25 protein-coding genes are annotated in these 23492 nt (G+C 65.9%); 6 read left to right on the top strand and 19 right to left on the bottom strand.

The genetic code is table 11. From position 1 onward, the window contains the following. Nucleotides 1–18: 18 nt before the first annotated feature. The 8 genes from CEX87_RS14160 to CEX87_RS14125 all read right to left on the bottom strand — a co-directional run bounded on the left by CEX87_RS14160 (nt 19) and on the right by CEX87_RS14125 (nt 6054). On the bottom strand, nt 19–1656 hold the full coding sequence (locus CEX87_RS14160) for a S53 family peptidase (protein ID WP_416171912.1): 1638 nt from the start codon (nt 1654–1656) through the stop codon (nt 19–21). Next, nucleotides 1598–1894, bottom strand: coding sequence for a hypothetical protein (locus CEX87_RS14155; protein WP_416171911.1), 297 nt, complete (start codon nt 1892–1894; stop codon nt 1598–1600). Before CEX87_RS14155 ends, CEX87_RS14160 begins: the two co-directional genes overlap by 59 nt. Nucleotides 1895–1993: 99 nt before the next feature. Then, nucleotides 1994–2686 carry a deoxyribose-phosphate aldolase gene (gene deoC / locus CEX87_RS14150; protein ID WP_064399709.1) on the bottom strand — a complete coding sequence of 231 codons (693 nt, stop codon included), beginning with the start codon at nt 2684–2686 and terminating at the stop codon, nt 1994–1996. Beyond that, entirely contained in the window at nt 2686–3114 is a 429-nt protein-coding gene (locus CEX87_RS14145; RefSeq protein WP_416171910.1) for a DUF2599 domain-containing protein, read from the bottom strand. The genes deoC and CEX87_RS14145 overlap by 1 nt, the downstream gene beginning before the upstream one ends. Next, entirely contained in the window at nt 3114–3398 is a 285-nt protein-coding gene (locus CEX87_RS14140; protein ID WP_064399711.1) for a DUF2516 family protein, read from the bottom strand. The genes CEX87_RS14145 and CEX87_RS14140 overlap by 1 nt, the downstream gene beginning before the upstream one ends. 66 nt (nt 3399–3464) lie before the next feature. Then, on the bottom strand, nt 3465–4109 hold the full coding sequence (locus CEX87_RS14135) for a hypothetical protein (protein WP_064399712.1): 645 nt from the start codon (nt 4107–4109) through the stop codon (nt 3465–3467). A gap of 56 nt (nt 4110–4165) precedes the next feature. After that, nucleotides 4166–4594: a helix-turn-helix domain-containing protein gene (locus CEX87_RS14130; RefSeq protein ID WP_064419938.1), complete on the bottom strand. Its 429-nt coding sequence runs from the start codon at nt 4592–4594 to the stop codon at nt 4166–4168. Nucleotides 4595–4683: 89 nt separating this feature from the next. Then, a complete protein-coding gene (locus tag CEX87_RS14125) occupies nt 4684–6054 on the bottom strand; it encodes a DUF445 domain-containing protein (protein ID WP_165593340.1) in 1371 nt (456 codons plus the stop codon). 73 nt (nt 6055–6127) lie between these two features. Here CEX87_RS14125 and CEX87_RS14120 point away from each other — a divergent pair, with 73 nt between their 5' ends. From CEX87_RS14120 to CEX87_RS14110, 3 genes are all read left to right on the top strand, one after another. Beyond that, complete coding sequence (locus tag CEX87_RS14120) at nt 6128–6838, top strand: TetR/AcrR family transcriptional regulator (protein WP_064399715.1); 711 nt, start codon at nt 6128–6130, stop codon at nt 6836–6838. Then, complete coding sequence (locus CEX87_RS14115; RefSeq protein WP_064425423.1) at nt 6835–7689, top strand: polyphosphate kinase 2 family protein; 855 nt, start codon at nt 6835–6837, stop codon at nt 7687–7689. The genes CEX87_RS14120 and CEX87_RS14115 overlap by 4 nt, the downstream gene beginning before the upstream one ends. Before the next feature lie 319 nt (nt 7690–8008). Continuing rightward, entirely contained in the window at nt 8009–8848 is an 840-nt protein-coding gene (locus tag CEX87_RS14110) for a DUF559 domain-containing protein (RefSeq protein ID WP_064399717.1), read from the top strand. 17 nt (nt 8849–8865) lie between these two features. On the opposite strand, the gene CEX87_RS14105 is transcribed toward CEX87_RS14110, so the two are convergent. From CEX87_RS14105 to CEX87_RS14090, 3 genes are all read right to left on the bottom strand, one after another. After that, complete coding sequence (locus CEX87_RS14105; protein WP_332888953.1) at nt 8866–9861, bottom strand: 3-hydroxybutyryl-CoA dehydrogenase; 996 nt, start codon at nt 9859–9861, stop codon at nt 8866–8868. Between the two features lie 145 nt (nt 9862–10006). Beyond that, nucleotides 10007–11293 carry an isocitrate lyase gene (gene aceA, locus CEX87_RS14095; RefSeq protein WP_064399719.1) on the bottom strand — a complete coding sequence of 429 codons (1287 nt, stop codon included), beginning with the start codon at nt 11291–11293 and terminating at the stop codon, nt 10007–10009. A gap of 267 nt (nt 11294–11560) precedes the next feature. Continuing rightward, nucleotides 11561–12337 carry an acyl-[acyl-carrier-protein] thioesterase gene (locus CEX87_RS14090; protein WP_064425429.1) on the bottom strand — a complete coding sequence of 259 codons (777 nt, stop codon included), beginning with the start codon at nt 12335–12337 and terminating at the stop codon, nt 11561–11563. A gap of 131 nt (nt 12338–12468) precedes the next feature. Between CEX87_RS14090 and ramB the strand changes: the two genes are divergently transcribed. Next, on the top strand, nt 12469–13896 hold the full coding sequence (gene ramB, locus CEX87_RS14085; protein WP_064399720.1) for an acetate metabolism transcriptional regulator RamB: 1428 nt from the start codon (nt 12469–12471) through the stop codon (nt 13894–13896). A 28-nt stretch (nt 13897–13924) separates the two neighbouring features. Continuing rightward, nucleotides 13925–14476, top strand: coding sequence for a carboxymuconolactone decarboxylase family protein (locus CEX87_RS14080; protein ID WP_064399721.1), 552 nt, complete (start codon nt 13925–13927; stop codon nt 14474–14476). A 65-nt stretch (nt 14477–14541) separates the two neighbouring features. Here the strand turns inward: CEX87_RS14080 and CEX87_RS14075 are convergent, their stop codons facing one another. The 4 genes from CEX87_RS14075 to CEX87_RS14060 form a co-directional block, all read right to left on the bottom strand. Further along, a complete protein-coding gene (locus CEX87_RS14075; RefSeq protein ID WP_233151387.1) occupies nt 14542–14775 on the bottom strand; it encodes a hypothetical protein in 234 nt (77 codons plus the stop codon). 76 nt (nt 14776–14851) lie between these two features. Further along, nucleotides 14852–16246: a dihydrolipoyl dehydrogenase gene (gene lpdA, locus CEX87_RS14070; RefSeq protein WP_064399723.1), complete on the bottom strand. Its 1395-nt coding sequence runs from the start codon at nt 16244–16246 to the stop codon at nt 14852–14854. A gap of 9 nt (nt 16247–16255) precedes the next feature. Continuing rightward, entirely contained in the window at nt 16256–19168 is a 2913-nt protein-coding gene (locus tag CEX87_RS14065; RefSeq protein ID WP_064419941.1) for an MMPL/RND family transporter, read from the bottom strand. Beyond that, nucleotides 19165–19584 (bottom strand): MmpS family transport accessory protein, encoded by a 420-nt coding sequence (locus tag CEX87_RS14060; RefSeq protein WP_064399725.1) that lies wholly within the window; start codon nt 19582–19584, stop codon nt 19165–19167. Before CEX87_RS14060 ends, CEX87_RS14065 begins: the two co-directional genes overlap by 4 nt. A 192-nt stretch (nt 19585–19776) precedes the next feature. Here CEX87_RS14060 and CEX87_RS14055 point away from each other — a divergent pair, with 192 nt between their 5' ends. Continuing rightward, a complete protein-coding gene (locus tag CEX87_RS14055) occupies nt 19777–20454 on the top strand; it encodes a TetR/AcrR family transcriptional regulator (RefSeq protein WP_064399726.1) in 678 nt (225 codons plus the stop codon). A gap of 6 nt (nt 20455–20460) precedes the next feature. Here CEX87_RS14055 and CEX87_RS14050 read toward each other — a convergent pair whose 3' ends face one another. The 4 genes from CEX87_RS14050 to adh are packed head-to-tail and all read right to left on the bottom strand — an operon-like array spanning nt 20461 to nt 23372. After that, complete coding sequence (locus CEX87_RS14050; RefSeq protein ID WP_064399727.1) at nt 20461–20946, bottom strand: hypothetical protein; 486 nt, start codon at nt 20944–20946, stop codon at nt 20461–20463. Next, on the bottom strand, nt 20939–21217 hold the full coding sequence (locus CEX87_RS14045; protein WP_064399728.1) for a putative holin: 279 nt from the start codon (nt 21215–21217) through the stop codon (nt 20939–20941). Before CEX87_RS14045 ends, CEX87_RS14050 begins: the two co-directional genes overlap by 8 nt. 36 nt (nt 21218–21253) lie before the next feature. Then, on the bottom strand, nt 21254–21814 hold the full coding sequence (locus tag CEX87_RS14040; RefSeq protein ID WP_094287783.1) for a DUF779 domain-containing protein: 561 nt from the start codon (nt 21812–21814) through the stop codon (nt 21254–21256). A gap of 34 nt (nt 21815–21848) precedes the next feature. Beyond that, on the bottom strand, nt 21849–23372 hold the full coding sequence (gene adh, locus CEX87_RS14035) for an aldehyde dehydrogenase (protein WP_064425428.1): 1524 nt from the start codon (nt 23370–23372) through the stop codon (nt 21849–21851). Nucleotides 23373–23492: the final 120 nt, after the last annotated feature.

The following is a 23492-nucleotide window of genomic DNA, read 5'->3' as shown; positions in this document are numbered from 1 at the left end:
GGCGTGGTGACGCTTCGGTCAACGTGACGTCTTCTGCAGGTCGAGAATGTTGCGGGCGAGGTTCTCGGTGTTCGGGGTGCCGAGGCCCGTAACCAGGTCGTACCCCGGTGACGCCAGATCGACGGCGTTGCCGCCCTTGGTCACATCCCGGAAGCCCGGCAGACGCGACCCGGAGGCTACCTGGTACAGCGCCGGATTGAAGTTTCCGACCTGCCGTCCACCGTTGGCCAGCAGGTACTGGTTCATCAGCACGGTGAGTGCCGCCCAGATCGGCGCCGATTGCGACGTACCGCCGCCGACCACCTCGCGCTGGCCGAAGATGAACCGCACACCGGTGAACGGATCGGCGACCGCGGAGACGTCGGGGAGCAGGCGGCGGCGTTCGGTGTCACGCTCGACATCCAGTTTGTCCTGCCACGCCGGACGGGCGAACAGCTTCGCCACCCCGCCGCTACTGCCCTGCGACAGCGGGGAATCCACCCACGCGTGTTCGGCCAGCCACTGCCCGCGCGTACCGGTCGACAACGTGGTGCCTCCGACCGACGTCATCGTGGGAAGCGAGGCGACCGCATCGACACCGACGTCGTCGGGGCCCGGCGGAGCCGACCATCGGTCTCCGCCTTTGCACTCCAGGCCCGCGGTGTCCCCGCTGGCGTCGAACGCCGTGGTGCCATGCCGCTGGGCGGCCGTCAACGCCGCCTCGACCGGAGCCAGATCCGCCGCGGTGACGAACGCCTCGCATCCCCATCCGATCGACAGGCTCCACACCGCTCCGGGGTAGTCGCGGTCGACCTGTTCGAACAGCCTCCCCAGCTTTTCGTATGTGCCGTCGCCCTCCACCGTCGGCCTGGCGTTGACCACGACAAGCCGTGCATCGGGTGCAATCGCGTGTGCCACTTGCAGATCCATCGCCGTCTCACCGTGCACCTCGGACGGTTTGCCGCCGACGATCTCGGGTGTGAACCGGGGTAGCCCGGAGCTGTCGGCGAACAGGTCGAGGTCGTCTTGCTCGACGCTGTCGAACGCGAAGATGACGATCGTCGCGCCCTCGCCGGTGAAGCCGGCGTCCGCCAACGGCGTCGCGTTGTACGCCGACAACAGTCCGTCGGGCGTCAGCCCGCCCTTGGGTACGTCAAGGGGAACGAAGTCGGGCCGCTTCATGCGGTACGGGGTGTAGCTCATCACCCGCCCGACCGCGGTGACGTCGCCGCGTACCTGCGGCGGTATCGCCGGCTGTTCGGGCGAGGCGTAGAACTCCTCCCCTTTGGCAGACCGGTAGTCGCGCACCGGAATCGCGAATGCCCGCGCGAGATCCCCGGCAGCGCCCTCGACGATCGCCCAACTGTCGCCGGGCCGCCAGCGCACCCAGAGGTCGCGGTCGCTCGACCAGCCCATCAAGGCGGCCGGACGTTGCGGTCCGCCGAGCGTTACGGTGACTTGCGCGTCCGCCGAACGTGACGGGCCCAGGTCGGTCGAGCTCGCCAACAGTGCCGCATAGGGACCGGTGATCACCGCCGGGGTGCGAGATGCACACGCACCCGACGCTGCGATCAGCAGCGCGGCGGTGAGGAGGGCGCAGGGCCGGTGGACCCCGCGCCTACTGGCCGTGAGGACCGCGGTGTCGACCGGGCGTCGGACCGGGAGCCGATGGCGCATGAACGGTGGGCGAGAACGGGTTCGGCTGATTGGGATCGATGCGCGGCGCCTTCTCCGTCGGCGTGGCGGGCGGAGGCGGCACCGTAGTGGTGGTTGTGGTCGTCGTCGTGGTGGTCGACGTCTCCGGTGCCTCTTCCTCTTGTGAGGCGCAGCCGGCAGTGAACGCGCCCGTCGCCAGCACCGCGGTCACCCCCGCTCCGGCCAGCGCTCGGCGAAGCAAACCGCTTAGAGTCATCATGATCAGGTCCTATCCACGGTTTCCCGTGCGCAGAGTGCGATGGTTCCAGCCGTCGGGGGCGGACGTCACTATACGGCAAATATTGGTGACCAATGTAAATTACTGGCGGCGGTCAAGTTTCGGAAAGCCCTCGAGTACCGCCCTGGTCCCTGACAGCCCCAACCGGGTGGCGCCTGCGTTCAGCATCGCGATCGCGTCATCGGCGGTCCGGATACCACCACTGGCTTTGACCTGCGGACCCACCGTCGCCATCAGCTCCACGGCACGTAGCGACGCCCCGCCTGCGGGATGAAATCCCGTGGAGGTCTTGACGAAATCGGCCCCCGCGTCCGCCGCGGCCCGGCAGGCGGACAGCAGGGTCTGCTCGTCGGCGAGCAGGAGCAACGCGGCGGACTCGACGATCACTTTCAGCGTCGCGCGCGCACCGATCTCGCTACGCACGGCCTCGATGTCGGCGCGCACCGCCGCGAAGTCGCCGTGCAGCGCGGCCCCCACGTCGATCACCATGTCGATCTCGCCGGCGCCGTCTTCCACCGCGAGCCGTGCCTCACTGGCTTTGACCGCCGAAAGATGTTTGCCCGAAGGGAATCCGACGACCGCACACACCAGCTGCGACGGCGAACCGGACCGTCTGGCGACCGAAACCATCGACGGCGACACGCATACGGCGTAAGCGCCGAGGGCCGCAGCCTCCTCAGCGGCCGCGGCGACGTCGTCCTCGGTGGCTTCGGGTTTGAGCAGTGTGTGATCGACCAGTCCGGCGACCTCGTCGCGCAGGTAGGTGCGTGCCATCAGAACGGCTCTTCGGTACCGCCGGGGTTGCAGCCGGTCTCCACCATCTGCTCGTAGGGGACCTCGGGGCGCCACGGCTCGAGATTCCAACTGGTCTTGCGGGGTTGGTAGTACTCGGCGAATTCCCAGTGACAGACGAATTGGGGCCTCATGCCCGGGATGTCCGCATCGGGTGCGAGCGCCAGCACCTCGGCCCAGGCCATCTCGCCCTGGGCCGGAGTGGCCAGCCCGGACGCCTGCCTGCCTGCCGCGGTCGGGTACACGCGCAGGCTCGACAAATCGCCCCACTTGGCCCATTCGACGTGATCGACGAACGGCGGGGCAGGCGCCGTCGGCTTGGCAGGTGGATTCGCCGATGCCACGGGGGCCGCCAGCGCAGGCACGGTGAGGCCGGCCGCCATGACGACGACCGCGATGGTTGGCCGCACTACCGGGACTTCCCCTGGACCTCGAGCAGCTTGGGCCGCACGTCGACCAGGTAGACACCGGCCGCGACGGCTGCGATGGCGGGGCCCAGCACGGAACCCAGGACCAGCGCGAGCAGCCCCGCGACCCCGAGGATGACCAACCACACCGGCTTGGTCAGTTTGTCGGCGGCCGGGTAGGCGTCCGGCCGTTGCATCGCCGCATGGACGAATGCATACACCGTCGTCACCAGCACGGCGATCTGCAAAAAGAAGAGGACGTAACCCACCAAGCCTTGGAGCTGCACGCTTCAAGACTAAGCGGGTGACGTCCCCTCGGTCGACTTTGGGCCTTGCGACCCGCTGTCGAGTCCTTACTTCTGGGTGACCTTCTTGGCTGTCGCCTTCTTGGCCGGGGCCTTCTTGGCCGGCGTCTTCTTCGCCGGAGTCTTGGCCGGAGTCTTCGCCGGGGCCTTCTTGGCGGTGTTCTTCACCGGCGCAGCACCCTGGTCGGCCTTCTTCGGCAGCTCGACGCCGACCAGCTTGGCGGCGCGCTCACCGACGGCGCGGGTCTGCGCGGCCACGTTGCCCAGCGCCTCCTGGGTCAGCTCGACGGCCTGGTCGGTGTACCCCTCGACCCGGCCGGCGGCCTCGCTGAAGCCGGGCTGGCTGCGCAGGCGCTCGAGTGCGGCCTCACCGCGCTCGACGAGCTTGTTGTAGGTGGTCTGCGCGGCCTCGGCGTAGGTCTCGGCGAACTTGCGCAGCTCATCGGAGCTCAGACGGTCGCGCAGCTCACCGAACTGCGTCGGCAGGTCGTCCTGCAGTCGGTCGATCCGCGCACGGGTCTCCTCGACGCGGCTACGCGAGTCGGTGCGGGCGTCGTCGGCGCGCTCACGAAGGGCGGCGACGATCTCGTTGACCCGCTCGAGGGCGAGGTCCGCGGCACCGACGGCGGCGAGCAACGGCGCCTTGAGGTCGTCGGGGGTGGGCTGGTTCTTGGCGGGAGTGTTCTTGGCCATGGTGTTCCTTTCTGAGGATGTCGTTCGGTTGCGTTCGTGTTCAGAAGCTGGAGTCTCTATTCAGTCGACGACTCCTGTTCTGTGTCGCTACCTGCCTCGTCAACCTCGGCCTCGTTCTGCTGACAGAACGACGTGTAGATGTCGAGCAGCACATGCTTCTGCCGCTCGGTGATCGCCGTGTCGTTGACGATGGCGTCGCGCACCTCGCTCTTCTCGCTGGGCTCGAGAATCCCGGCCCGCACGTAGAGCACCTCAGCCGACAACCGCAGCGCCTTGGCGATCTGGTTGAGCACGTCGGCAGAGGGTTTGCGCAATCCCCGCTCGATCTGGCTGAGGTAGGGATTGCTGACGCCGGCCTTCTCGGCCAACTGTCGTACGGATACCTGAGCGGCTTCGCGTTGCGTCCGGATGAACGTGCCGATGTCCTGGGCGGCGGTCTGCGCAGCGTTGGACACGACGACGGCAAGATTGTCATCCTGCGACATGCGAAGCCCTCCGTGCCTCGGGTATCCAAAAAGCGACATCCCTACCGTACGGCGCAGTGCTAACTTTTGCAAGCACTCGTTAGCGCAGGTCAGAATATAAGTTGGGCTACGGAATAGATCACCAGGCCCGCCAGCGCGCCCACCACGGTGCCGTTGATCCGGATGAATTGCAGGTCGCGTCCGACGTGGAGTTCGATACGGCGACTGGCCTCGTCGGCGTCCCACCGCTCGATGGTTTCGGTGATGATCGCGGTGATCTCCACGCCGTACTGGGCGACCAGGTGCTGGGCCGCCCGGATGATCCAGTTGTCCACCTTGTCGCGCAGGTCGGCGTCGTCGCGCAGCGACTCCCCGATCAGCATCACCGAGTCCGCGACCCGCGTGCGCAGCGTCGATGAGGGGTCGTCGACCGACTCGAACAGGATGCGCTTGGCCGCCGTCCACGCCGTCTCGGCCGCGCGCGTGACCTCGTCGCGGGCCATGACCTGTTCCTTGACGTTCTCGGCGCGCTCGATGGTGGCCCGATCGTGCTGGAGGTCGTCGGCGAACTCGAACAGGAAACGGGTCGCCGACCGCCGCAGCTCGTGGTCCGGGTTGCGGCGCACCTTGTCGGTGAAGTCCATCAACTCGCGGTGGATGCGGTCGCCGACGAGGTGGTCCACCCAGCGTGGGGACCAGGTGGGCGAATCGCGTTCGATCACCCGGTCGATGACGGGCCCGGCGTTGAGCGACCACTGGAAGGCGCGGTCGGCGAGCAGTTGCAGCAGGGCCTCCTGCCGGTGTTCGGCCAGCAGCGTGGCCAGCACCCGACCGATGGGCGGACCCCACTGCGGTTCGGCGATGCGTTTGACGATCATCCGGTCGAGCACCTGCTGCACGTCCTCGTCGCGCAGCATCTCCACCAGAACCCGCAGCACGGTGGCGGTTTCGGCGGCAACGCGTTCGGCGTGCGAGCGTTCGGAGAGCCACTTGCCGAGCCGACCTGCCACTTCGGCGTTGCGCAACTTGGCCGACACGACTTCAGGAGACAGGAAGTTCTCGCGAACGAAAGCGCCGAGACCCTCGCCGAGCTGGTCCTTCTTGCGCTTGATGATCGCGGTGTGCGGGATGGGGATGCCGAGCGGGTGCTTGAACAGGGCGGTGACCGCGAACCAGTCCGCCAGGGCGCCCACCATGCCGGCCTCGGCGGCGGCGCGCACATAGCCCACCCAGTCCGGGGCAGCACCGGCGGACTGGGCCCAGGTACAGATGAGGAAGATGACCGAGGCGCCGACGAGAAAGCTCAGCGCGACGACCTTCATGCGCCGCAGCGAACGGCGGCGCTCGGCATCGGCTACGGAGTCGGCCCCGGCCAGGGACTCGGCGAAGCTCCTCCGCGGGGCGGGCGGAGCCGCCGGGGCGTGCCGTCCGGCGCTCGGTCTATGTGCCACTTCTCCATCATCCGCTACGACGCGCGGCAGCTCGGACCGGCAACACGAGGTGTCAAGATCGGCCGTACTATCGAGGGGAACTACGGAACGGATCACGGGGATAGTGGCACAACAGTCCGAAGCGATCGCGGTCAAGACAGACGGCCGCAAGCGGCGTTGGCACAAGCACAAGGTAGAGCGCCGCAATGAGCTGGTGGATGGCACCCTGGAGGCGATCCGCCGGCTCGGTAGCGGTGTCAGCATGGACGAGATCGCGGCCGAGATCGGCGTCTCGAAGACGGTGCTGTACCGCTACTTCGTCGACAAGAACGACCTCACGACCGCGGTGATGATGCGGTTCGCACAGACCACGCTGATCCCGAACATGGCCGCGGCGCTGTCGTCGAACCTCGACGGTTTTGAACTCACTCGCGAGGTGATCCGGGTCTACGTCGAAACGGTGGCCGCCGAACCCGAGCCCTATCAGTTCGTGATGGCGAACAACTCGGCGAGCAAGAGCCGAGCGGTCGCCACGTCCGAGCAGATCATCGCCCGCATGCTGGCGGTCATGCTGCGGCGCCGGATGCAGGAGGCCGGTATGGACACCGGCGGCGTCGAGCCGTGGGCGTACCACACGGTCGGCGGTGTTCAGCTTGCCACGCACTCGTGGATGTCCAACCGGCGCATGAGCTCCGACGAGCTGATCGACTACCTGACCATGCTGTCGTGGAATGCGTTGTGCGGCATCGTCGAAGTGGGCGGGTCACTCGAGGCGTTCCGCGGCCAACCACATCCGTCGCCGGTGCTTCCGCCCCCGACGCAAGACGACCGGTGAGCTCGGACCCGGTCACCTCGCCCATCGTCGACGCGGTGCGGTTTCGGGCCGGTGACAAGGTGGCCGATCTGAACCCGTCGGCGACACCGGGTTTCGACGGCGCCAAAGCCGATGCGGCGCCGGTGCAAGCGGCCCGCAGCAATCGCCTCGCCGAGCTGCAGGAGCTGCTCTACGCCAGTTCGAAAGGCCGTGACGACGCGCGCTCGGTCTTACTCGTGCTGCAGGGCATGGATGCCGCGGGCAAGGGTGGGATCGTCAAACATGTTGTCGGAGCGGTCAACCCGATGGGTGTACGCTACACCGCATTCGGCAAGCCGACGCCGGAGGAGCTGGCGCACGACTTCCTGTGGCGCATCCGACGCGCGTTGCCGCCGCCGGGACACATCGGCGTCTTCGACCGGTCGCATTACGAGGACGTACTCATCGTTCGGGTGCACAACCTGGTGCCGCCGGAGGTGTGGGGTGCGCGCTACGACGAGATCAACGCGTTCGAGCGTGAACTCGTCGACGGTGGAATGACTCTGGTGAAGGTGGCGATGTTCATCTCGTTGGACGAGCAGAAGAAGCAGCTCCTCGAACGGCTCGACGACCCGACGAAATACTGGAAGTACAACCCTGGTGACATCGACGAGCGCCTCAAATGGCCCCAGTATCAGGAGGCCTACCAGGCGGTGCTGGACCGCACGTCGACCGACTATGCGCCGTGGCATGTGGTGCCCTGCGATCGCCGGTGGTACAGCCGGCTCGCCGTCACCGAACTGCTGATCGAAGCGCTCGAGGGCCTCGACTTGTCTTACCCGCCTGCTGATTTCGACGTCGACGCGGAACGCAAGCGGTTATTGGAGTCGTAAGGCGTCGAGACTGCGGGGCGCCCGGCGCCGAGCGTCGTCAATATGGCGCGATCCGGACCAAATCGCGTCAGAACCCCGACGCTCGGCAACCGGCCGACGCTCGGCAACCGGCCGACCCACCAACGCCGCAGACCATGCCGGCCGGGCCCGATGCACGCGGGCGCCTCCTGAGCGCGCAGGCGCCCCGAGCGTCGGAAGTATGGTGCGATCCGGCCCGAAACACGTCAACAATCCGACGCTCGGCAACCATCCGGCCCGAAACCCATCAGAACTCCGACGCTGGGGGAACCGACTGAGCCGCTGGCGCGCCTAACCACTTGTGGAACATTTCATTTTGGGCAGTCAGGCGCTCGCTGAGGGTGTCGTTACGCGTTACGCCTTACGCAAGGACTACATCAAGGTCCACCACAACGTATACGCACGGGCGGGGGCAAAACTCGACGCCGCTGACAAGGCAGTGGCCGCATGGTTGTGGTCACGCGGCAAGGCGGTGCTCGTTGGACACTCGGCTGCCGCGATGCACGGCGCCCGATGGATACCCGACGACCTGCCTGCTGAATTAGCTCACCCCAACCAGCCATCGCCACCGGGCATCGTCATCCATCGCGGCGTCCTCGCCCACGACGAGATCTGCCTGCGCGGCAGCATCGACTGCACGACGCCGGCCCGCACGGCCTACGACATCGGCCGCCGCGTGCCGGGGGATCTGGGGATCATGCGAATCGACGCCCTGCTCAACGCGACCGGGTGCACCGTCGCCGAAGTGCAGGGCATCGCGAACCGCTATCCCGGCGCACGGGGCATCCGTGAACTGCGCGCGACGATGGATCTCGTCGATGGCGGCGCGGAATCGCCGAAAGAGACCGAGCTTCGCCTGCTGCTCGTCCGTGACGGGTTGCCTCGCCCGGCCACGCAGATTCGCGTTGGCAATCGCCGAATCGATATGGGCTGGTGCCAATGGAAAGTGGGCGTCGAGTACGACGGAGTGCAGCATTGGACCAGTCCGGACATTCACGCCGGAGACATCGAACGGCTGGAGTTCTTGGCCGCGCAAGGCTGGCTGATCGTGCGGGTCAGCGCGCGTCATCTACGGTGTCAACGAGCCGAGATAGTGCGCCGGGTACGCGAGGCGCTCAGAAGCCGCGGCTGCCCCGTTTGATGGGCGTGCGCTCGGCACTAGTAGCTGTAGAAGCCCAGGCCTGACTTCTTGCCGAGCTGACCCGCCTCCACCATCCGCAGCAGCAGCGGTGGCGGCGCATAGTGCGGGTCCTTGAGTTCGTCGAACATCGAGTCCGCGATCAGCTTCATGGTGTCCAGACCGATCAGGTCCGAAAGCCGCAGGGGGCCCATCGGATGCGAGAGTCCGGCCACGATTGCCTTGTCGACGTCCTCCACCGTGGCCACGCCCGCCTCCACCATCCGGATCGCCGAGAGCAGGTACGGCACCAGCAGCGCATTGACGACGAACCCGGAGCGGTCGCTGCACCGCACCACCTGCTTACCGAGCACCTCGCTCGCGAACTGCTCGGTCCGCTGCAGCGCCTCCTCGGATGTCACCAGCGTGTTGACGAGCTCCACCAGTGGCAGCACCGGTACTGGGTTGAAGAAGTGCAGCCCCAGTACCCGGCTCGGATTCTTCGTTGCCGCAGCGATTTTCATGATCGGGATGCTCGAGGTGTTCGACGCGAGGACCGCATCGGGATCGGTGACGACGGCGTCGAGCTGTGCGAAGACCTTGGCCTTGACCGCCTCGTCCTCGATGATCGCCTCGATCACGAGTTGACGGTCGGCCAGGTCGGACAGATCGGTGGTGTACGACAGCCGCGCCAACGTCGCATCGCGGTCGGCCTCCGAGAGCTTGCCCTTGCTCGCGGCCCGCTCTAACGAGCCGGTGATCCGCTTGCGCCCCGCCTCGACGAGTTCCTCGGACGGCTCGTAGACGACGACGTTGGCGCCGGCTTTCGCGGCCACCTCCGCAATCCCGCTGCCCATCTGTCCGGCGCCGACCACACCGACTCGTTCAATGCTCACTTGCGTCCTCTCCATAACATCAGGCCCCGCCCAATATAAGGACGGGGCCTGATGACAAGCCGTTGGGCCTCGTGAGCCTACTGGGCCTGGTCTAGGGGGCCTGGGCCGCGCATCGTCAGTGGCTTCAGCCTTCGGTTCCACTTCCTCCTCGCGGCCTGGGGGCCGCGCATCGTCAGTGGCTTCAGCCTTCGGTTCCACTTCCTCCTCGCGGCCTGGGGGCCGCGCATCGTCAGTGGCTTCAGCCTTCGGTTCCACTTCTTCCTCGCGGCCTGGGGGCCGCGCATCGTCAGTGGAACTGACCCTCTTCGGTCGAACCCTTCAGCGCGGTCGTCGAGCTGTTCGGGTCCACCGTCGTGGCGATCCGGTCGAAGTAGCCGGCGCCGACCTCGCGCTGATGCTTGGTCGCGGTGTAACCCCGCTCCTCGGCGGCGAATTCGCGCTCCTGCAGCTCGACGTATGCCGACATCTGGTTGCGGGCGTAGCCGTAAGCCAGGTCGAACATCGAGTAGTTCAGCGCATGGAAGCCGGCCAGCGTGATGAACTGGAACTTGAAGCCCATCGCGCCCAGCTCCTTCTGGAACTTCGCGATCGTCGCGTCGTCGAGGTGCTTCTTCCAGTTGAACGACGGCGAGCAGTTGTAGGCCAACATCTGGTCCGGGAACTCGGCCTGCACGCCCTCGGCGAACTTCTTGGCCAGCTCGAGGTCGGGGGTGCCGGTCTCCATCCAGATCAGATCGGCGTACGGCGCGTAGGCCTTGGCGCGTGCGATGCACGGCTCGATGCCGTTCTTGACGGTGTAGAAGCCTTCCTTGGTCCGCTCACCGGTGATGAACGGCTGATCGCGCTCGTCGACGTCGGAGGTGATCAAGGTGGCCGCCTCGGCGTCGGTGCGGGCGATGACCACGGTCGGGACGTCGGCGACATCGGCCGCCAGACGCGCCGAGGTCAGGGTGCGGATGTGCTGCTGGGTCGGGATCAGCACCTTGCCACCGAGGTGACCGCACTTCTTCTCCGATGCCAGCTGATCCTCCCAGTGCGAACCCGCGACACCGGCGGCGATCATCGCCTTCTGCAGCTCGTAGACGTTCAGCGCACCGCCGAAGCCGGCCTCGCCGTCGGCGACGATCGGCACCAGCCAGTTCTCGACCGAGGTGTCTCCCTCGACCTTGGCGATCTCGTCGGCGCGAAGCAGCGCGTTGTTGATCCGGCGCACGACCTGCGGCACCGAGTTGGCCGGGTACAGGCTCTGGTCGGGGTAGGTGTGACCGGACAGGTTCGCGTCACCGGCGACCTGCCACCCGGACAGGTAGATGGCTTTCAGCCCTGCGCGCACCTGCTGGACGGCCATGTTGCCGGTCAGCGCGCCGAGCGCGTTGACGAACTCCATGTCATGCAGCTGGTTCCAGAGGATCTCCGCCCCACGCTTGGCCAGCGTGGACTCCTCGACGACGGTCCCCTGCAGCGCGACGACGTCCTCGGCCGAGTAGTCGCGGGTGACGTTTTTCCAGCGGGGATTGGTGTCCCAGTCGCGCTGAATTTCCTCGGCGCTCTTCGGCTTGCCAACGGTTGACATGGCGCTCCTTCGATCTGTTCACTATCGCTGCGGCGCCGCCGGAGTACCCGGCTTGTTAACGCCCAAACGGTTTAGCAGTTTCGCTACTACGAGGATGCCTCAGTCCATTAGCGCAGGTCCAGCCGTTTCGAGTGCCAACTTTCGCCAACCACTCCCCCGGATTTGCGAATCTTGCGAAGAACCAGGTGCGCTTGACCGGTTCAGAAGTTACCGATGAGTAGGCGATTTCCGCAGGTCAGTACGCTCGTACTGTTAAACCGATCATGATCAGAGGTTGAAGATCGCTGCGACGGCCTTGGCCTCGTCGCCGACCGCATATGTGAGCGTTGTAACAGTGCGGTCCGTCAGCTCCGGACCGAATTTGTCCGTCGAACCGGGCGGATAGGTGTGGCTGAGAATCTCCATCTTGTCGCCAAGGGCGACCGCGGCGTCGTGTTCGATCGTCACCCGCAGCGGGTACCGCGCCAGTTCCGGATGGTGGTGCAGGTAGTCCTCGATCACCGACCAGTACACCGCGTTGTTCATGTGGTCGAAGATGTCGATGTCGCTGACCCGCGTCGGGAACTCGCGGATGTCGTCGGCGTTGTCGCGGCTGCCCGCCGACAGGTACTCCTTCCACCGCAGCCGGTTGACGTCGGTCGTGCGCCGCAACCCCTCGAGGAAGTCGTCGGATATGCGCGCCGGTCCCTGCGTCTCGCGATTGATGTTGATCCAGAACGCCTCGGATTCGATCAGCCCGCCCTTTCGGCCGTCGATGCGCACCCGCATCTCGCACCACCGGTTCGACGTGCCCGAACACCAACGACGAAGCCGCAGGATGTCCTGGAACTCGATCGGGCGGATCATGTCGATCATCGTGCGGCGCACGATCCACAGCGGGTGGGTCTCCTGGAATCCCAATTCGCGCAACTGGTCGGAGCCGATGTCCTGAATGTGGCGCGTCGCGGCGTCGAATTTGAGCCGGCCTTCGCGGTCCACGTCGGCCACCCGGAGCGGCCACTCGATGTCGAAGACGTCGGGGTGCGGGTCAGGGACCGGCATCATGGTCTTGGCCAGGCCCTGCGCCGGGCTCGTTCCCGATCCCTGCTTCTCGCTCACGACCGCCGATCCTGCCACAGCGGTGGATCTGCCAACAATGCGAAGCGCGCCTTCGCACCGTTGCTACGCTGGCTGACGTGGCGAAAACGTTTGTCGGCTCACGGGTTCGGCAACTTCGAAGCGAGCGTGGCTTCAGCCAGGCGGCGCTTGCCCAGATGCTCGACATCTCGCCGAGCTACCTCAATCAGATCGAGCATGACGTTCGGCCGCTGACCGTGGCCGTCCTGCTGCGAATCACCGAGGTGTTCGGCGTCGACGCGACGTTCTTCGCCTCCGAGGACGACACCCGTCTGGTCGCGGAGCTACGCGAGGTCACGCTCGACCGCGACCTCGACATCAACGTCGACCTGGCCGAGATCGCGGACATGGTCGCCGCGCACCCCAACCTCGCCCGCGCGATGGTCAACCTCCACCGGCGCTACCAGCTGACCACCACCCGACTGGCGGCGGCCACCGAGGACAGGTTCGCCGCAGGCGGCGGCTTCAGCTCGGGCTCGGGTGCGATCACCATGCCCCACGAGGAGGTGCGCGACTACTTCTACCAACGACAGAACTATCTGCACGAACTCGACACCGCGGCCGAAGACCTCACCATCCGCATGCCGATGCACCGCTCGGAACTCGCCCGCCAACTGTCGGACCGACTGACGATGGTGCACGGCGTGCGCATCGTCCACCGCATGGACCTCGGCGAATCAGTGCTGCACCGCTACAGCCCCGAGACCAAGACACTCGAGCTCAACAACCACCTCTCATCCGGGCAGACCGTGTTCAAGATGGCCGTCGAACTGGCGTATCTGGAATTCGGCGACCTCATCGACAAGCTCGTCGACGAGGGCAAGTTCACCAGCGACGAGTCGACGCGGCTGGCGCGACTGGGCCTGGCCAACTACTTCGCCGCCGCAATGGTGTTGCCGTACGCGCAGTTTCACGATGTCGCGGAGAACTTCCGCTACGACGTCGAGCGGCTTTCGGCGTTCTACTCGGTCAGCTACGAGACGATCGCCCACCGGCTGTCGACCCTGCAGCGGCCGTCGATGCGCGGTGTGCCGCTGTCCTTCGTTCGCGTCGACCGCGCGGGCAATATGTCAAAACGCCAGTCCGCCACCGGTTTCCACTTCTCCTCCAGCGGAGGTACGTGCCCGTTGTGGAACGTCTACGAGACATTCGCCAACCCCGGCAAGATCGGAGTGCAGGTCGCGCAGATGCCCGACGGGCGCAACTACCTGTGGGTGGCCCGCACCGTCGAACGGCGTGCGCAGCGCTACGGCCAGCCGGGTAAGACGTTCGCCATCGGCCTGGGCTGCGAGCTGCGCCACGCCCACCGGCTGGTGTATTCGGAGGGGCTCGACCTGTCCGGGGAGGTGTCGACGCCGATCGGCGCCGGTTGCCGGGTCTGCGAACGCGACAACTGTCCGCAGCGCGCCTTCCCCGCCCTCGGCCGTGCGCTCGACATCGACGAGCACCGCAGCACGGTCTCGCCCTATCTGGTACGTCGACCTTGATTCGGCGACCACACGTAGACTCGCTGTGATGAGCGCACCCGAGTCGGCACGTATCGCGCCCGGTGGATTCAAGGAACTCGGCCCGCTGAACTGGGCCATCGCCAAGCTCGGCGCCCGCGCGATCAGGGCGCCCCGCTTCAGTCTGTTCAATGTGCTTGGCCAACACCGGCTTCTGTTCCTGGCGTGGCTGCCGTACAGCGGGGTGCTGCTCGGCATGCTGAGCAAGCTGTCGGTGCAGGACGCTGAAACCGTCATCCTGCGGGTCGGGCATCTCCGGGACTGCGAATACGAACTGCAGCAGCACCGCCGCTTGGCCCGCACCCGGGGGCTCGGCCCGGACGTGCAGAAGAAGATCTTCGAGGGTCCCGACGCCGAAGGGCTGACCGACCGCCAGCGCGCGTTGATCACCGCCACCGACGAGTTCGTCGTGACCCGCGGCGTCTCACCCGAGACCTGGGCCGTGTTGGCCAGGCACCTCACCAAACCGCAGCTGATCGAGTTCTGCATGCTGGCCGCCCAGTACGACGGTCTGGCAGCCACGATCACCACTTTGAAAGTGCCGCTGGACTTCCCGGACTAGCGCTCGAGTGTGAATCTGACGACACTCATCGGCCCGTCAACGTCGGCAGGTTCACAAACGGCGCGCTAGAGATACGTGATACCGAGGACGATCATCGACAGCAGCACCGGCGAGACCGGCAGCGCGCACAGGAACGCCGCCCACACCTCGCTTCTGCGCTGATACGCCCGCCAGCCCAGCCAGCCGACCGCGCCGCCCACGACAAACGACACCGCTGCCACCACCAGCACCCAGGTGCTGACATCGGAGGTCGAGGTGGCGAAGGATATTCCGGCCAGCCAGAGGATATGGCCGATCACCAAGCCACCGATGCCGGCGACCCAGAGTGCCCTCGCCGTGTTGGTTGTCTGAACCACGCTGCTGTGTGGACCCGGCTCAGAAGTTGATCATGTGGCCGAGCAATCCGTGGAAGCATTCCTGCAGGGCCTCGGACATGGTCGGGTGCGTGTGGACGTTGCGCGCCAGTTCGGTGGCGGTGAGGTCCCACTTCTGGGCCAGCGTCAGCTCGGGCAGAAGTTCGGACACGTCGTGGCCGATCAGGTGGCCGCCGATCAGCTCGCCGTACTTGCCATCGGCGATCAGCTTGACAAAGCCGCTGGGATCGCCGGCACCGTGCGCCTTGGCGTTGGCGGTGAACGGGAACTTGGCGACCTTGACGTCGTACCCCTCTTCGCGGGCCTGCTCCTCGGTGAGCCCGAAGCTGGCGACCTGCGGCTGACAGAACGTCGCGCGCGGCAGCATCCGGTAGTCCCCGAGCGGCAACGTCTCTGCGCCTGCGATGGTTTCGGCTGCGATGACGCCCTGCGCCTCGGCCACGTGCGCCAGCTGCAACTTGCCTGTCACGTCGCCGATCGCGTAGATGTGCGGCACGTTGGTGCGCATGTAGTCGTCGATGTCGATCGCCTTGCGCTCGGTGATTCCGACGCCCGTGTTGTCGAGCCCGTAGCCTTCGAGGTTGGGCGCGAAACCGATTGCCTGGAGCACCTTTTCGGCTTTGATGTCCTCGGACTTGCCGTCTTTGCTGACGGACACGGTGACGTCGCCGCCGCTGTCTTTGATCGATTCGACCTTGGTGCCGGTCAGCACCTTGACACCGAGCTTCTTGAACTGCTTTTCGATCTCCTTGGAGACGTCGGCGTCCTCGTTGGGCAGCGCGCGGGGCAGGAACTCGACGATCGTGACGTCGACGCCGTAGTTCTTCATCACGTAGCCGAACTCCATGCCGATGGCACCGGCGCCGGCGATCACGATCGAGGAGGGCAACTCGCGCGTCATGATGAGTTCTTCGTAGGTGACCACGTTTTCGGACAGGGACGTGCCGGGCACCAGGCGGGTGCTGCTACCGGTCGCGATGATGATGTTGTCGAACTCGACTGCCTCGGTGCCGCCTTCGTTCAGATCGACCTCGAGTGTGTGATCGTCTTTGAATTTGCCGTAGCCGTGGATCTCGGTGATCTTGTTCTTCTTCATCAAGTAGTGCACGCCGGCGACGCGCCCGTCGGCGATCTTGCGGCTGCGGTCGAAGGCGACGCCGTAGTCGAACGTCGCCTCTCCGTTGATGCCGAACTGCTTGGCTTCCTTGGTGAAGATGTGCGCGAGCTCCGCGTTACGCAGCAACGCTTTGGACGGGATGCACCCGACGTTGAGGCACACGCCGCCCCAATACTTGGGCTCGACGATGGCGGTGTTCAGTCCGAGCTGCGCGGCCCGGATGGCCGCGACGTACCCGCCGGGACCTGCTCCGAGAACGACGACGTCATAGTGGGTCACGCCCCCACACTAATGGGCATCGGCGAACGGTCCGCCATGTCCCGCGGGATCGCGTTGGATCGGCTGGGGCCACGGCGCCGGGCGCGGACGCTGGCGCACCTGCAGCGGCCACCAGAACCACCGTCCGAGCAGCGTGGCCACCGACGGCGTCATCAATCCCCTGATTACGAACGTGTCGAACATCAGGCCCAGCGCGATCGTCGTGCCGACCTGGCCGATGACGATCAGGTCGCTGACCGCCATCGTCGCCATGGTGAACGCGAACACCAACCCGGCGGCGGTGACGACGGGCCCGCTGCCCGCCATGGCGCGGATGGTTCCGGTGCGCAGTCCGGCGTGGACTTCCTCCTTCATTCGCGACACCAGCAGCAGGTTGTAGTCCGCGCCGACGGCCACCAGCACGATGATCGCCATCGGCAGGACCATCCAGTGCAGGGGGATGCCGATGATGTGCTGCCACAGCACCACTGACATCCCGAACGCGGTGCCCAGGCTGAGCGCCACGGTTCCGACGATGACCAGGGCGGCAACCAGCGCTCGGGTGATGACCATCATGATGACGAGGATCAGCAGGAGCGCCGCTGTGACCGCGATCAGCAGGTCGTAATCGGCGCCCTGCTGCATGTCGTCGAACATCGCCGCGGCGCCGCCGACGTAGACCCAGGAACCTTCCAGCGGCGTGCCCTTGATCGCCGCCGCCGCGGCCTTCTTCAGCGGTTCGATCCGCGAAATGCCGTCCTCGGTCAGCGGATCGCCCTGGTGGATGATGGTGAACCGGACGGCGTGCCCGTCCGGCGACATCATCAGGTCCATGCCGCGGATGAAGTCGGCGTTCGTGAACGCTTCCGGCGGAACGTAGAAGGAGTCGTCGTTGAGGGCTTCGTCGAACGCCTCCCCCATCGCCGCACTGTCTTCCTGCTGCTCCATGGTCTGGTCCTGCTGCGCCTTCTGAACCTGATACTGGTTCAGCATCATCTGGCGCTGGTTCTTCATCGACTGGATCATCCCCGGCATCACGGCGGTCATCTCCAGCGTCAGGTCGGCCATCCGGTTGATGTCAGGAACCATCGCCTGGAAGTCGTCGGACATGGTCGAGATGCCGTCGAGGCTGTTGAAGATGGAACGCAGCGACCAGCAGACCGGGATGTTGAAACAGTGTGGCTCCCAGTAGAAGTAGTTGCGCACGGGGCGGAAGAAGTCATCGAAGTTGGCGATGTTGTCGCGCACTTCCTGCACGGTCAGCGACGTGTCGGTCATCTTGTCGGCCATACTCCGCGACACCACGGACAGTTCACGGGTGATCGAGTTCATCTTCTCCATCGACTCGATGGTGTGGGCCATCTCGTCGGCCTGGGCCATGATGTTGTCGATGACGCCCTGCTGGTAGTCGTTGGACATGAGCTGGCCGACACCTTGCTGGCCGATCATGTAGGGGATCGTCGTGTGTTCGATCGGCTTGCCGTCGGGCCGGGTGATCGCCTGCACCTGGGCGATTCCCTCGACATCGGCCAAGGCTTTCGCGATCTTGTCGATCATCAGGAACCCTGCCGGGTTGCGCAGGTCGCGGTCGGTCTCGACCATCAGCACGTCCGGGTTCATCCGGGCCTCGGAGAAGTGGCGGGTCGCCGCCGCGTAACCGACGTTCGCCGAGATGTCGTCGGGCAGATACAGCCGGTCGTTGTAGCTCGTGTGGTAGCTGGGCAGCGCGAGCAAGCCGACCAGGCAGGCCGCGACGGCCACCACCACGAACGCACCGGGCCAGCGGACGGTCGAGGTGCCGATCCTCCGCCACGCCCGGGTCGATGATTTGCCCTTGGGTTCGAGTACGCGGCCGAAGCGGCTGACCACCGAGATCAACGCGGGGCCGAACGTCAAGGCCACCACGATGCCGAACACCATCGCCGCGGCCATCGGATAGCCCATGCTCTGGAAGTAGGGCAGCCGGGTGAAGTTCAGGCAGAAGGTGGCGCCCGCGATGGTCAACCCGGACGCCGCCACGACGTGGGCGGTCCCGTGAAACATCGTGTAGTACGCCGATTCTCGGTCCTCACCGGATCGGCGGGCCTCCTGGTACCGGCCGACCAGAAAGATCCCGTAGTCGACGGCGGTGGCGATGGTCAGGGTGACCACCAGGTTGGTGGCGAAGGTCGTCAGTCCAAAGACGTTGTGGTAGCCCAGAAATGAGATCAACCCGCGGTTGCCGAGCAATCCCATCGCGAGCATGCCGAGCAGCACCAGCGTTGTGGCGACGGACCGGTAGATCACCAACAGCATGACGACGATGACGCCAAAGGTGAGCATCTCGATGGTCCGCATGCTCTTGTCGCCGACGGCGTTCTGGTCGGTCGTCGTCGCCGCCGCCCCGGTGACGTAAACCCCGACGCCCGGCGGTGTCGGGTGTTTGGCGACGATGTCCCGCACGGCGCGCACCGACTCGTTGGCCAACCTCTCGCCCTGGTCGCCGGCGATGTACACCTGGGTGTAAGCGGCCTTGCCGTCGACGCTCTGCGCGCCCGCGGCGGTGAACGAGTCGGACCACAGGTCCTGCACATACTGCACGTGTGCGGTGTCGGCGCGCAGATCACGCACCATCTGTTCGTAGAACTCCAGCGCCTCGACACCCAGCTTCTTCTCGCCCTCGAGCACGACCATGACCGAGCTGCTGGTGTCGTATTCCTCGAACGTTGTGCCGACGCGCTTCATCGCGATCATCGACGGCGCATCCTGCGGGCTCATCGACACCGCGCGCTGCTTGCCGACCACTTCGAGCTGCGGCACCGCGGTGTTGAGGAAGCCGATGATGACGACCCAGCCCACGATGATCGGCAGAGCGAACATGCGGATCAACCGCGGAAGCCACGGACGTTTCGGCCGGGCGATCGGGTTGGGGTTCGTCGGCGCGTCGTCGACCGGTGCACTCATGCGGACTTCACCAGACAGAACGTCTGGGCGTTCACACCCTGAGCCGTCTTCTCATCCTTGAGTTCGTCGTCCACGGTGATGCGGCAGCCGATGGACTGGCCGTCGGTCTGGGCGATGATGTTCGGCGCTACCGACGGCGCTGTGGTCTCCAACGTCAGCGACCACGGCAGGCTCACGGTTCCGGCGCGCACCGGCTTTCCGTCGAGATCGAGGTAGTTGACCACGGCGTTGCCCGTACCGAAGACCTCATAGGTGACCACCTTCGGGATGAACTTCTCCGCGGTGTCGGCACCGATCGGGGTCTTCAGAGCGGGTTCGGCACCGAAGATGCCCCGGAAGTGCGACACCGCGAGAACGCCCGCAGTCGCGGCGATCACGATCATGACGGGGAGCCAGACGCGCGTCACCAGCTTCATGACCGGCGCTCCCCCGGGTCGGCATCAGCGCGCACGAGCAGTGCGGGAAATCGATCGACGGGAGTCAATGTGCGGGCCTTCCGGCGTTGTGACCACCCCGGGCTCAAGGGGCGCAGTGCTAGTCAGCCAAGCTAACGAACGAAGCGGACAAGGTCAATCCGCTTTACTGTGGACCGCATTACACTCGGCCGGATGGATGTGGGTGAGACGGAGTCGCCGCGGCTGGGTTGTCGCCCCCTGCGCAAAGACGCTGAACGCAACCGCACACGCGTTCTGAAAGCGGCCCGTGAGTTGTTCGCATCAAAAGGTTTGGAGCCCAACCTCAATGACGTCGCCCGGTACGCAGGGGTGGGAGTGGGAACGGTGTATCGACGGTTCGCGACCAAAGACGAACTGCTCGAGGCGATCTTCGTCGACGGCCTGGACCAGATGACCGCGTTGGCGGAAACCGCGCTGGAGCACAACGATCCGTGGGAGGGCTTCGTGTGGTTCGTCGAGCAGCTGTGCGCGATGACCGCTACCGACCGGGGCTTGCGAGAAATCGCGTTCAGCAAAGCCTACGGCGGTGCCCGCGTGGTGGCGGCACAGGAACGCCTTCACCCGGTGGCGGTGCAAGTCGTCAAACGAGCGCAGACCGACGGCCGTCTGCGCTCGGACATCTCGCACACCGACCTGCCTCTGCTCAGCCTGCTCGCCGGAATGGTCAGCGAGTTCGCCGGACACGTCGACACCGATCTGTGGCGTCGCTACGTCGGGATCCTGTTGGACGGTATGCGTTCTGGCGACGACAACGAACCGTTGCCGGTGCGCGCGTTGGACGATCAGGGCCTCGACGCGGCCATGCGGACATGGGAACCGACCGGCCGCTGAGACAACTCAGTAGGGGATCACCCCTGCGAAACACCGGGTGGCCCACTCGCAGAAGTAAAGACCGTGCAGTACCGCGGCCCCCGCGACCGCTCCGAACGGCGCCGACATCAGCGCGAGCGCGAGCGCGGACACCACGGGCCTGTCGGGCACCATCGCGAGAAGCAGACCGGCCACCGTGGCCGTGACCACGAAGACCAGCGCGACGAACACCGGGGCCGTCTTGTCCATCGAGTGGTACCACCAGTGGTACAGACCCCATCCCGCCAACGCGGCGAGCGCCCAGACGCCCGCGACGACGAGCACGAACATCCAGCGCTTGAGATAGGGGTAGTTGCCGGGAACCACGACGGGCTGTGCCGGGATCGGTACCGGCTGCGACGGATGCTCGGCGACGGCCGTCGTTCCCATCACCGCCTGGAATTCACCGGTGGTGAATGTCGGGGTGTAGGGCTCCGTCGGGTCGCCGGGCAGCGTTTCGGTTGTCTCAGGCACCGTGCACCGCCTGGATCGCGACCAGCACCCCGAACCACCCGGGCGCGACGCCGAGCAGGAAGGCGCCTGCGGTCGTCACCCACCGCCGACCCGACACCAGGATCGCCAGCATGCCGAGCGCGGCGGGTACGCCGACGACGAGCGCCACGACGACGTCGGGCCGGATGGGCGCGTCGATCACCAGCGTGGCAGCGACCCCCAGGATCAGCCCCACTGCCGTACCGACCAGCAACGCGCTGGTCAGCACCCATGCACGGGGAAGCGGTATCACGCCTGAAAGGCTACGCGGACAACGGCTTAGCCCCGCTCACCCGCCCGGCGCGTCAGGTATCGGACAGGCATCGATTGGGTTACCGACGATATGCGTGTCCGACGGTCGCGGACGGACGCCCCGTTCGAAATCCGCCCCGGTCACAGGCGGTGTGGCGGCCAGTGCCTGCATCTCTGCCTCGGTGAACGCCCGGCCCCGGCTCAAGAACCGCACCCCTTCGGGGGCTTCGACGCTGAATCCGCCGCCGCGGCCCGGGACCATGTCGATCACGAGTTGGGTGTGCTTCCACGCCTCGAACTGCGAGCCCGAGATCCACACCGGTACCCCGTCGCCGACGTCGAGCACCGCGAGCAGCACGTCGCGGTCGCCCACGATGAACTCCCCGTCGGGGTAGCACATCGGCGACGACCCGTCGCAGCAGCCGCCGGACTGGTGAAACATCAGCGCGCCGTGCTTGTCATGCAGTCGGGCCAGCAGGTCCGCGGCCGCGGCGGTGATCAGCGCCCGCGGGGGTGGTTCCTGTTGCGCCGAACGTGGGTTACCCGCACGCGAAAGTCGAGTTTGGTGTGCGGGTAACCCACGTTCGCGCCCGGGCATCGTCAGAACCCTCGCCTCCTCGCGCAAGCGCTCGTCAGAAGAATCCCTGCGCTTTGTTGCTGTAGGACACCAGCAGGTTCTTGGTCTGCTGGTAGTGGTCGAGCATCATCCTGTGGTTCTCGCGGCCGATGCCGGACTGCTTGTATCCGCCGAAGGCGGCGTGCGCCGGGTAGGCGTGGTAGCAGTTCGTCCACACCCGACCCGCCTTGATATCGCGGCCGGCGCGGTAGGCGGTGTTGCCGTCGCGACTCCACACGCCGGCGCCCAACCCGTACAGGGTGTCGTTGGCGATGGCGATCGCGTCGTCGTAATCGGTGAACGAGGTGACCGCGACGACGGGCCCGAAGATCTCCTCCTGGAAGATCCGCATCTTGTTGTTGCCCTCGAAGATCGTCGGCTGCACGTAGTAGCCGCCGGACAGGTCGCCGCCGAGTTCGGCGCGCTCACCGCCAGTGACGACGCGGGCGCCTTCGTCTTTACCGATCGCGATGTAGGACAACACCTTTTCGAGCTGGTCGTTGGAGGCCTGCGACCCGATCATCGTCTCGGTGTCCAGCGGATCGCCCTGTCGCACGGCCTTCGTGCGGATCGCGGCCAACTCCAGGAACTCGTCGTAGATGTCGGCCTGGATCAGGCTGCGCGACGGGCATGTGCACACCTCGCCCTGGTTGAGGGCGAACATCGTGAAACCTTCGAGCGCCTTGTCCTGGTAATCGTCGGCGGCGGCCATCACGTCGGAGAAGAAGATGTTGGGGCTCTTGCCGCCGAGCTCCAGCGTCACCGGAATCAGGTTCTGGGACGCGTACTGCATGATCAGCCGGCCGGTGGTGGTCTCGCCGGTGAACGCGATCTTGGCGATGCGGTTGCTCGACGCCAGCGGTTTACCCGCTTCGAAACCGAAACCGTTGACGACGTTGAGCACACCGGCGGGCAGCAGGTCGCCGATCAGGCTCATCAGATACAGAATCGAGGCCGGCGTCTGCTCGGCCGGTTTCAGCACGACGGCGTTCCCGGCGGCCAACGCGGGCGCCAGCTTCCACGTCGCCATCAGGATCGGGAAGTTCCACGGGATGATCTGCCCGACGACGCCGAGCGGCTCGTGGAAGTGGTAGGCGACGGTGTCGTCGTCGATCTGGGACAGCGATCCCTCCTGCGCCCGGATCGCTCCGGCGAAGTAGCGGAAGTGGTCGACGGCCAGTGGGAGGTCGGCGTTGAGCGTCTCGCGAATGGGCTTGCCGTTGTCCCACGACTCCGCGAGCGCCAGCGACTCGAGGTTGGCCTCGATACGGTCGGCGATCTTGTTGAGGATGACGGCGCGCTCGCCCGCGGCCGTCTTGCCCCATGCGGTGGCCGCGCCGTGTGCGGCGTCCAGCGCTGCCTCGATATCGGTTTCGTTGGATCGCGGCACCTCACAGAACGGCTGGCCCGTCACCGGCGTCGGGTTCTCGAAGTACTCCCCGGACGCCGGCGGCACCCATTCTCCGCCGATGAAATTGCCGTAGCGCGACTCGAACGACATCAGGGCGTCGGCGGCACCCGGGCGGGCGTAAACGGTCATCGTGTCCTCCTCGTTGAGACATCTGACGAGACCTGTGACGGCCGGTCGCCATCGGCGAAGGCGACGGGTCGATGGCGGTCGGTCTTTCGCATCATGGCCGATTGTGCTCGCGATCACATC

It is taken from the genome of Mycobacterium lehmannii (assembly GCF_002245535.1).
Lineage (GTDB): Bacteria > Actinomycetota > Actinomycetes > Mycobacteriales > Mycobacteriaceae > Mycobacterium > Mycobacterium lehmannii.
This window is presented reverse-complemented; position numbering and strand designations above follow the sequence as displayed.

What these genes read in the sequence shown, in the direction of transcription:
- adh (WP_064425428.1), bottom strand. Translation starts at nt 23,372, where the DNA reads ATGACCGTTTACGCCCGCCCGGGTGCCGCCGACGCCCTGATGTCGTTC.
- CEX87_RS14155 (WP_416171911.1), bottom strand. Translation starts at nt 1,894, where the DNA reads ATGATGACTCTAAGCGGTTTGCTTCGCCGAGCGCTGGCCGGAGCGGGG.
- CEX87_RS14040 (WP_094287783.1), bottom strand. Translation starts at nt 21,814, where the DNA reads ATGCCCGGGCGCGAACGTGGGTTACCCGCACACCAAACTCGACTTTCG.
- CEX87_RS14135 (WP_064399712.1), bottom strand. Translation starts at nt 4,109, where the DNA reads ATGGCCAAGAACACTCCCGCCAAGAACCAGCCCACCCCCGACGACCTC.
- deoC (WP_064399709.1), bottom strand. Translation starts at nt 2,686, where the DNA reads ATGGCACGCACCTACCTGCGCGACGAGGTCGCCGGACTGGTCGATCAC.
- CEX87_RS14060 (WP_064399725.1), bottom strand. Translation starts at nt 19,584, where the DNA reads ATGAAGCTGGTGACGCGCGTCTGGCTCCCCGTCATGATCGTGATCGCC.
- CEX87_RS14080 (WP_064399721.1), top strand. Translation starts at nt 13,925, where the DNA reads ATGAGCGCACCCGAGTCGGCACGTATCGCGCCCGGTGGATTCAAGGAA.
- CEX87_RS14160 (WP_416171912.1), bottom strand. Translation starts at nt 1,656, where the DNA reads ATGCGCCATCGGCTCCCGGTCCGACGCCCGGTCGACACCGCGGTCCTC.
- CEX87_RS14065 (WP_064419941.1), bottom strand. Translation starts at nt 19,168, where the DNA reads ATGAGTGCACCGGTCGACGACGCGCCGACGAACCCCAACCCGATCGCC.
- CEX87_RS14130 (WP_064419938.1), bottom strand. Translation starts at nt 4,594, where the DNA reads ATGTCGCAGGATGACAATCTTGCCGTCGTCGTGTCCAACGCTGCGCAG.
- aceA (WP_064399719.1), bottom strand. Translation starts at nt 11,293, where the DNA reads ATGTCAACCGTTGGCAAGCCGAAGAGCGCCGAGGAAATTCAGCGCGAC.
- CEX87_RS14055 (WP_064399726.1), top strand. Translation starts at nt 19,777, where the DNA reads ATGGATGTGGGTGAGACGGAGTCGCCGCGGCTGGGTTGTCGCCCCCTG.
- CEX87_RS14090 (WP_064425429.1), bottom strand. Translation starts at nt 12,337, where the DNA reads ATGATGCCGGTCCCTGACCCGCACCCCGACGTCTTCGACATCGAGTGG.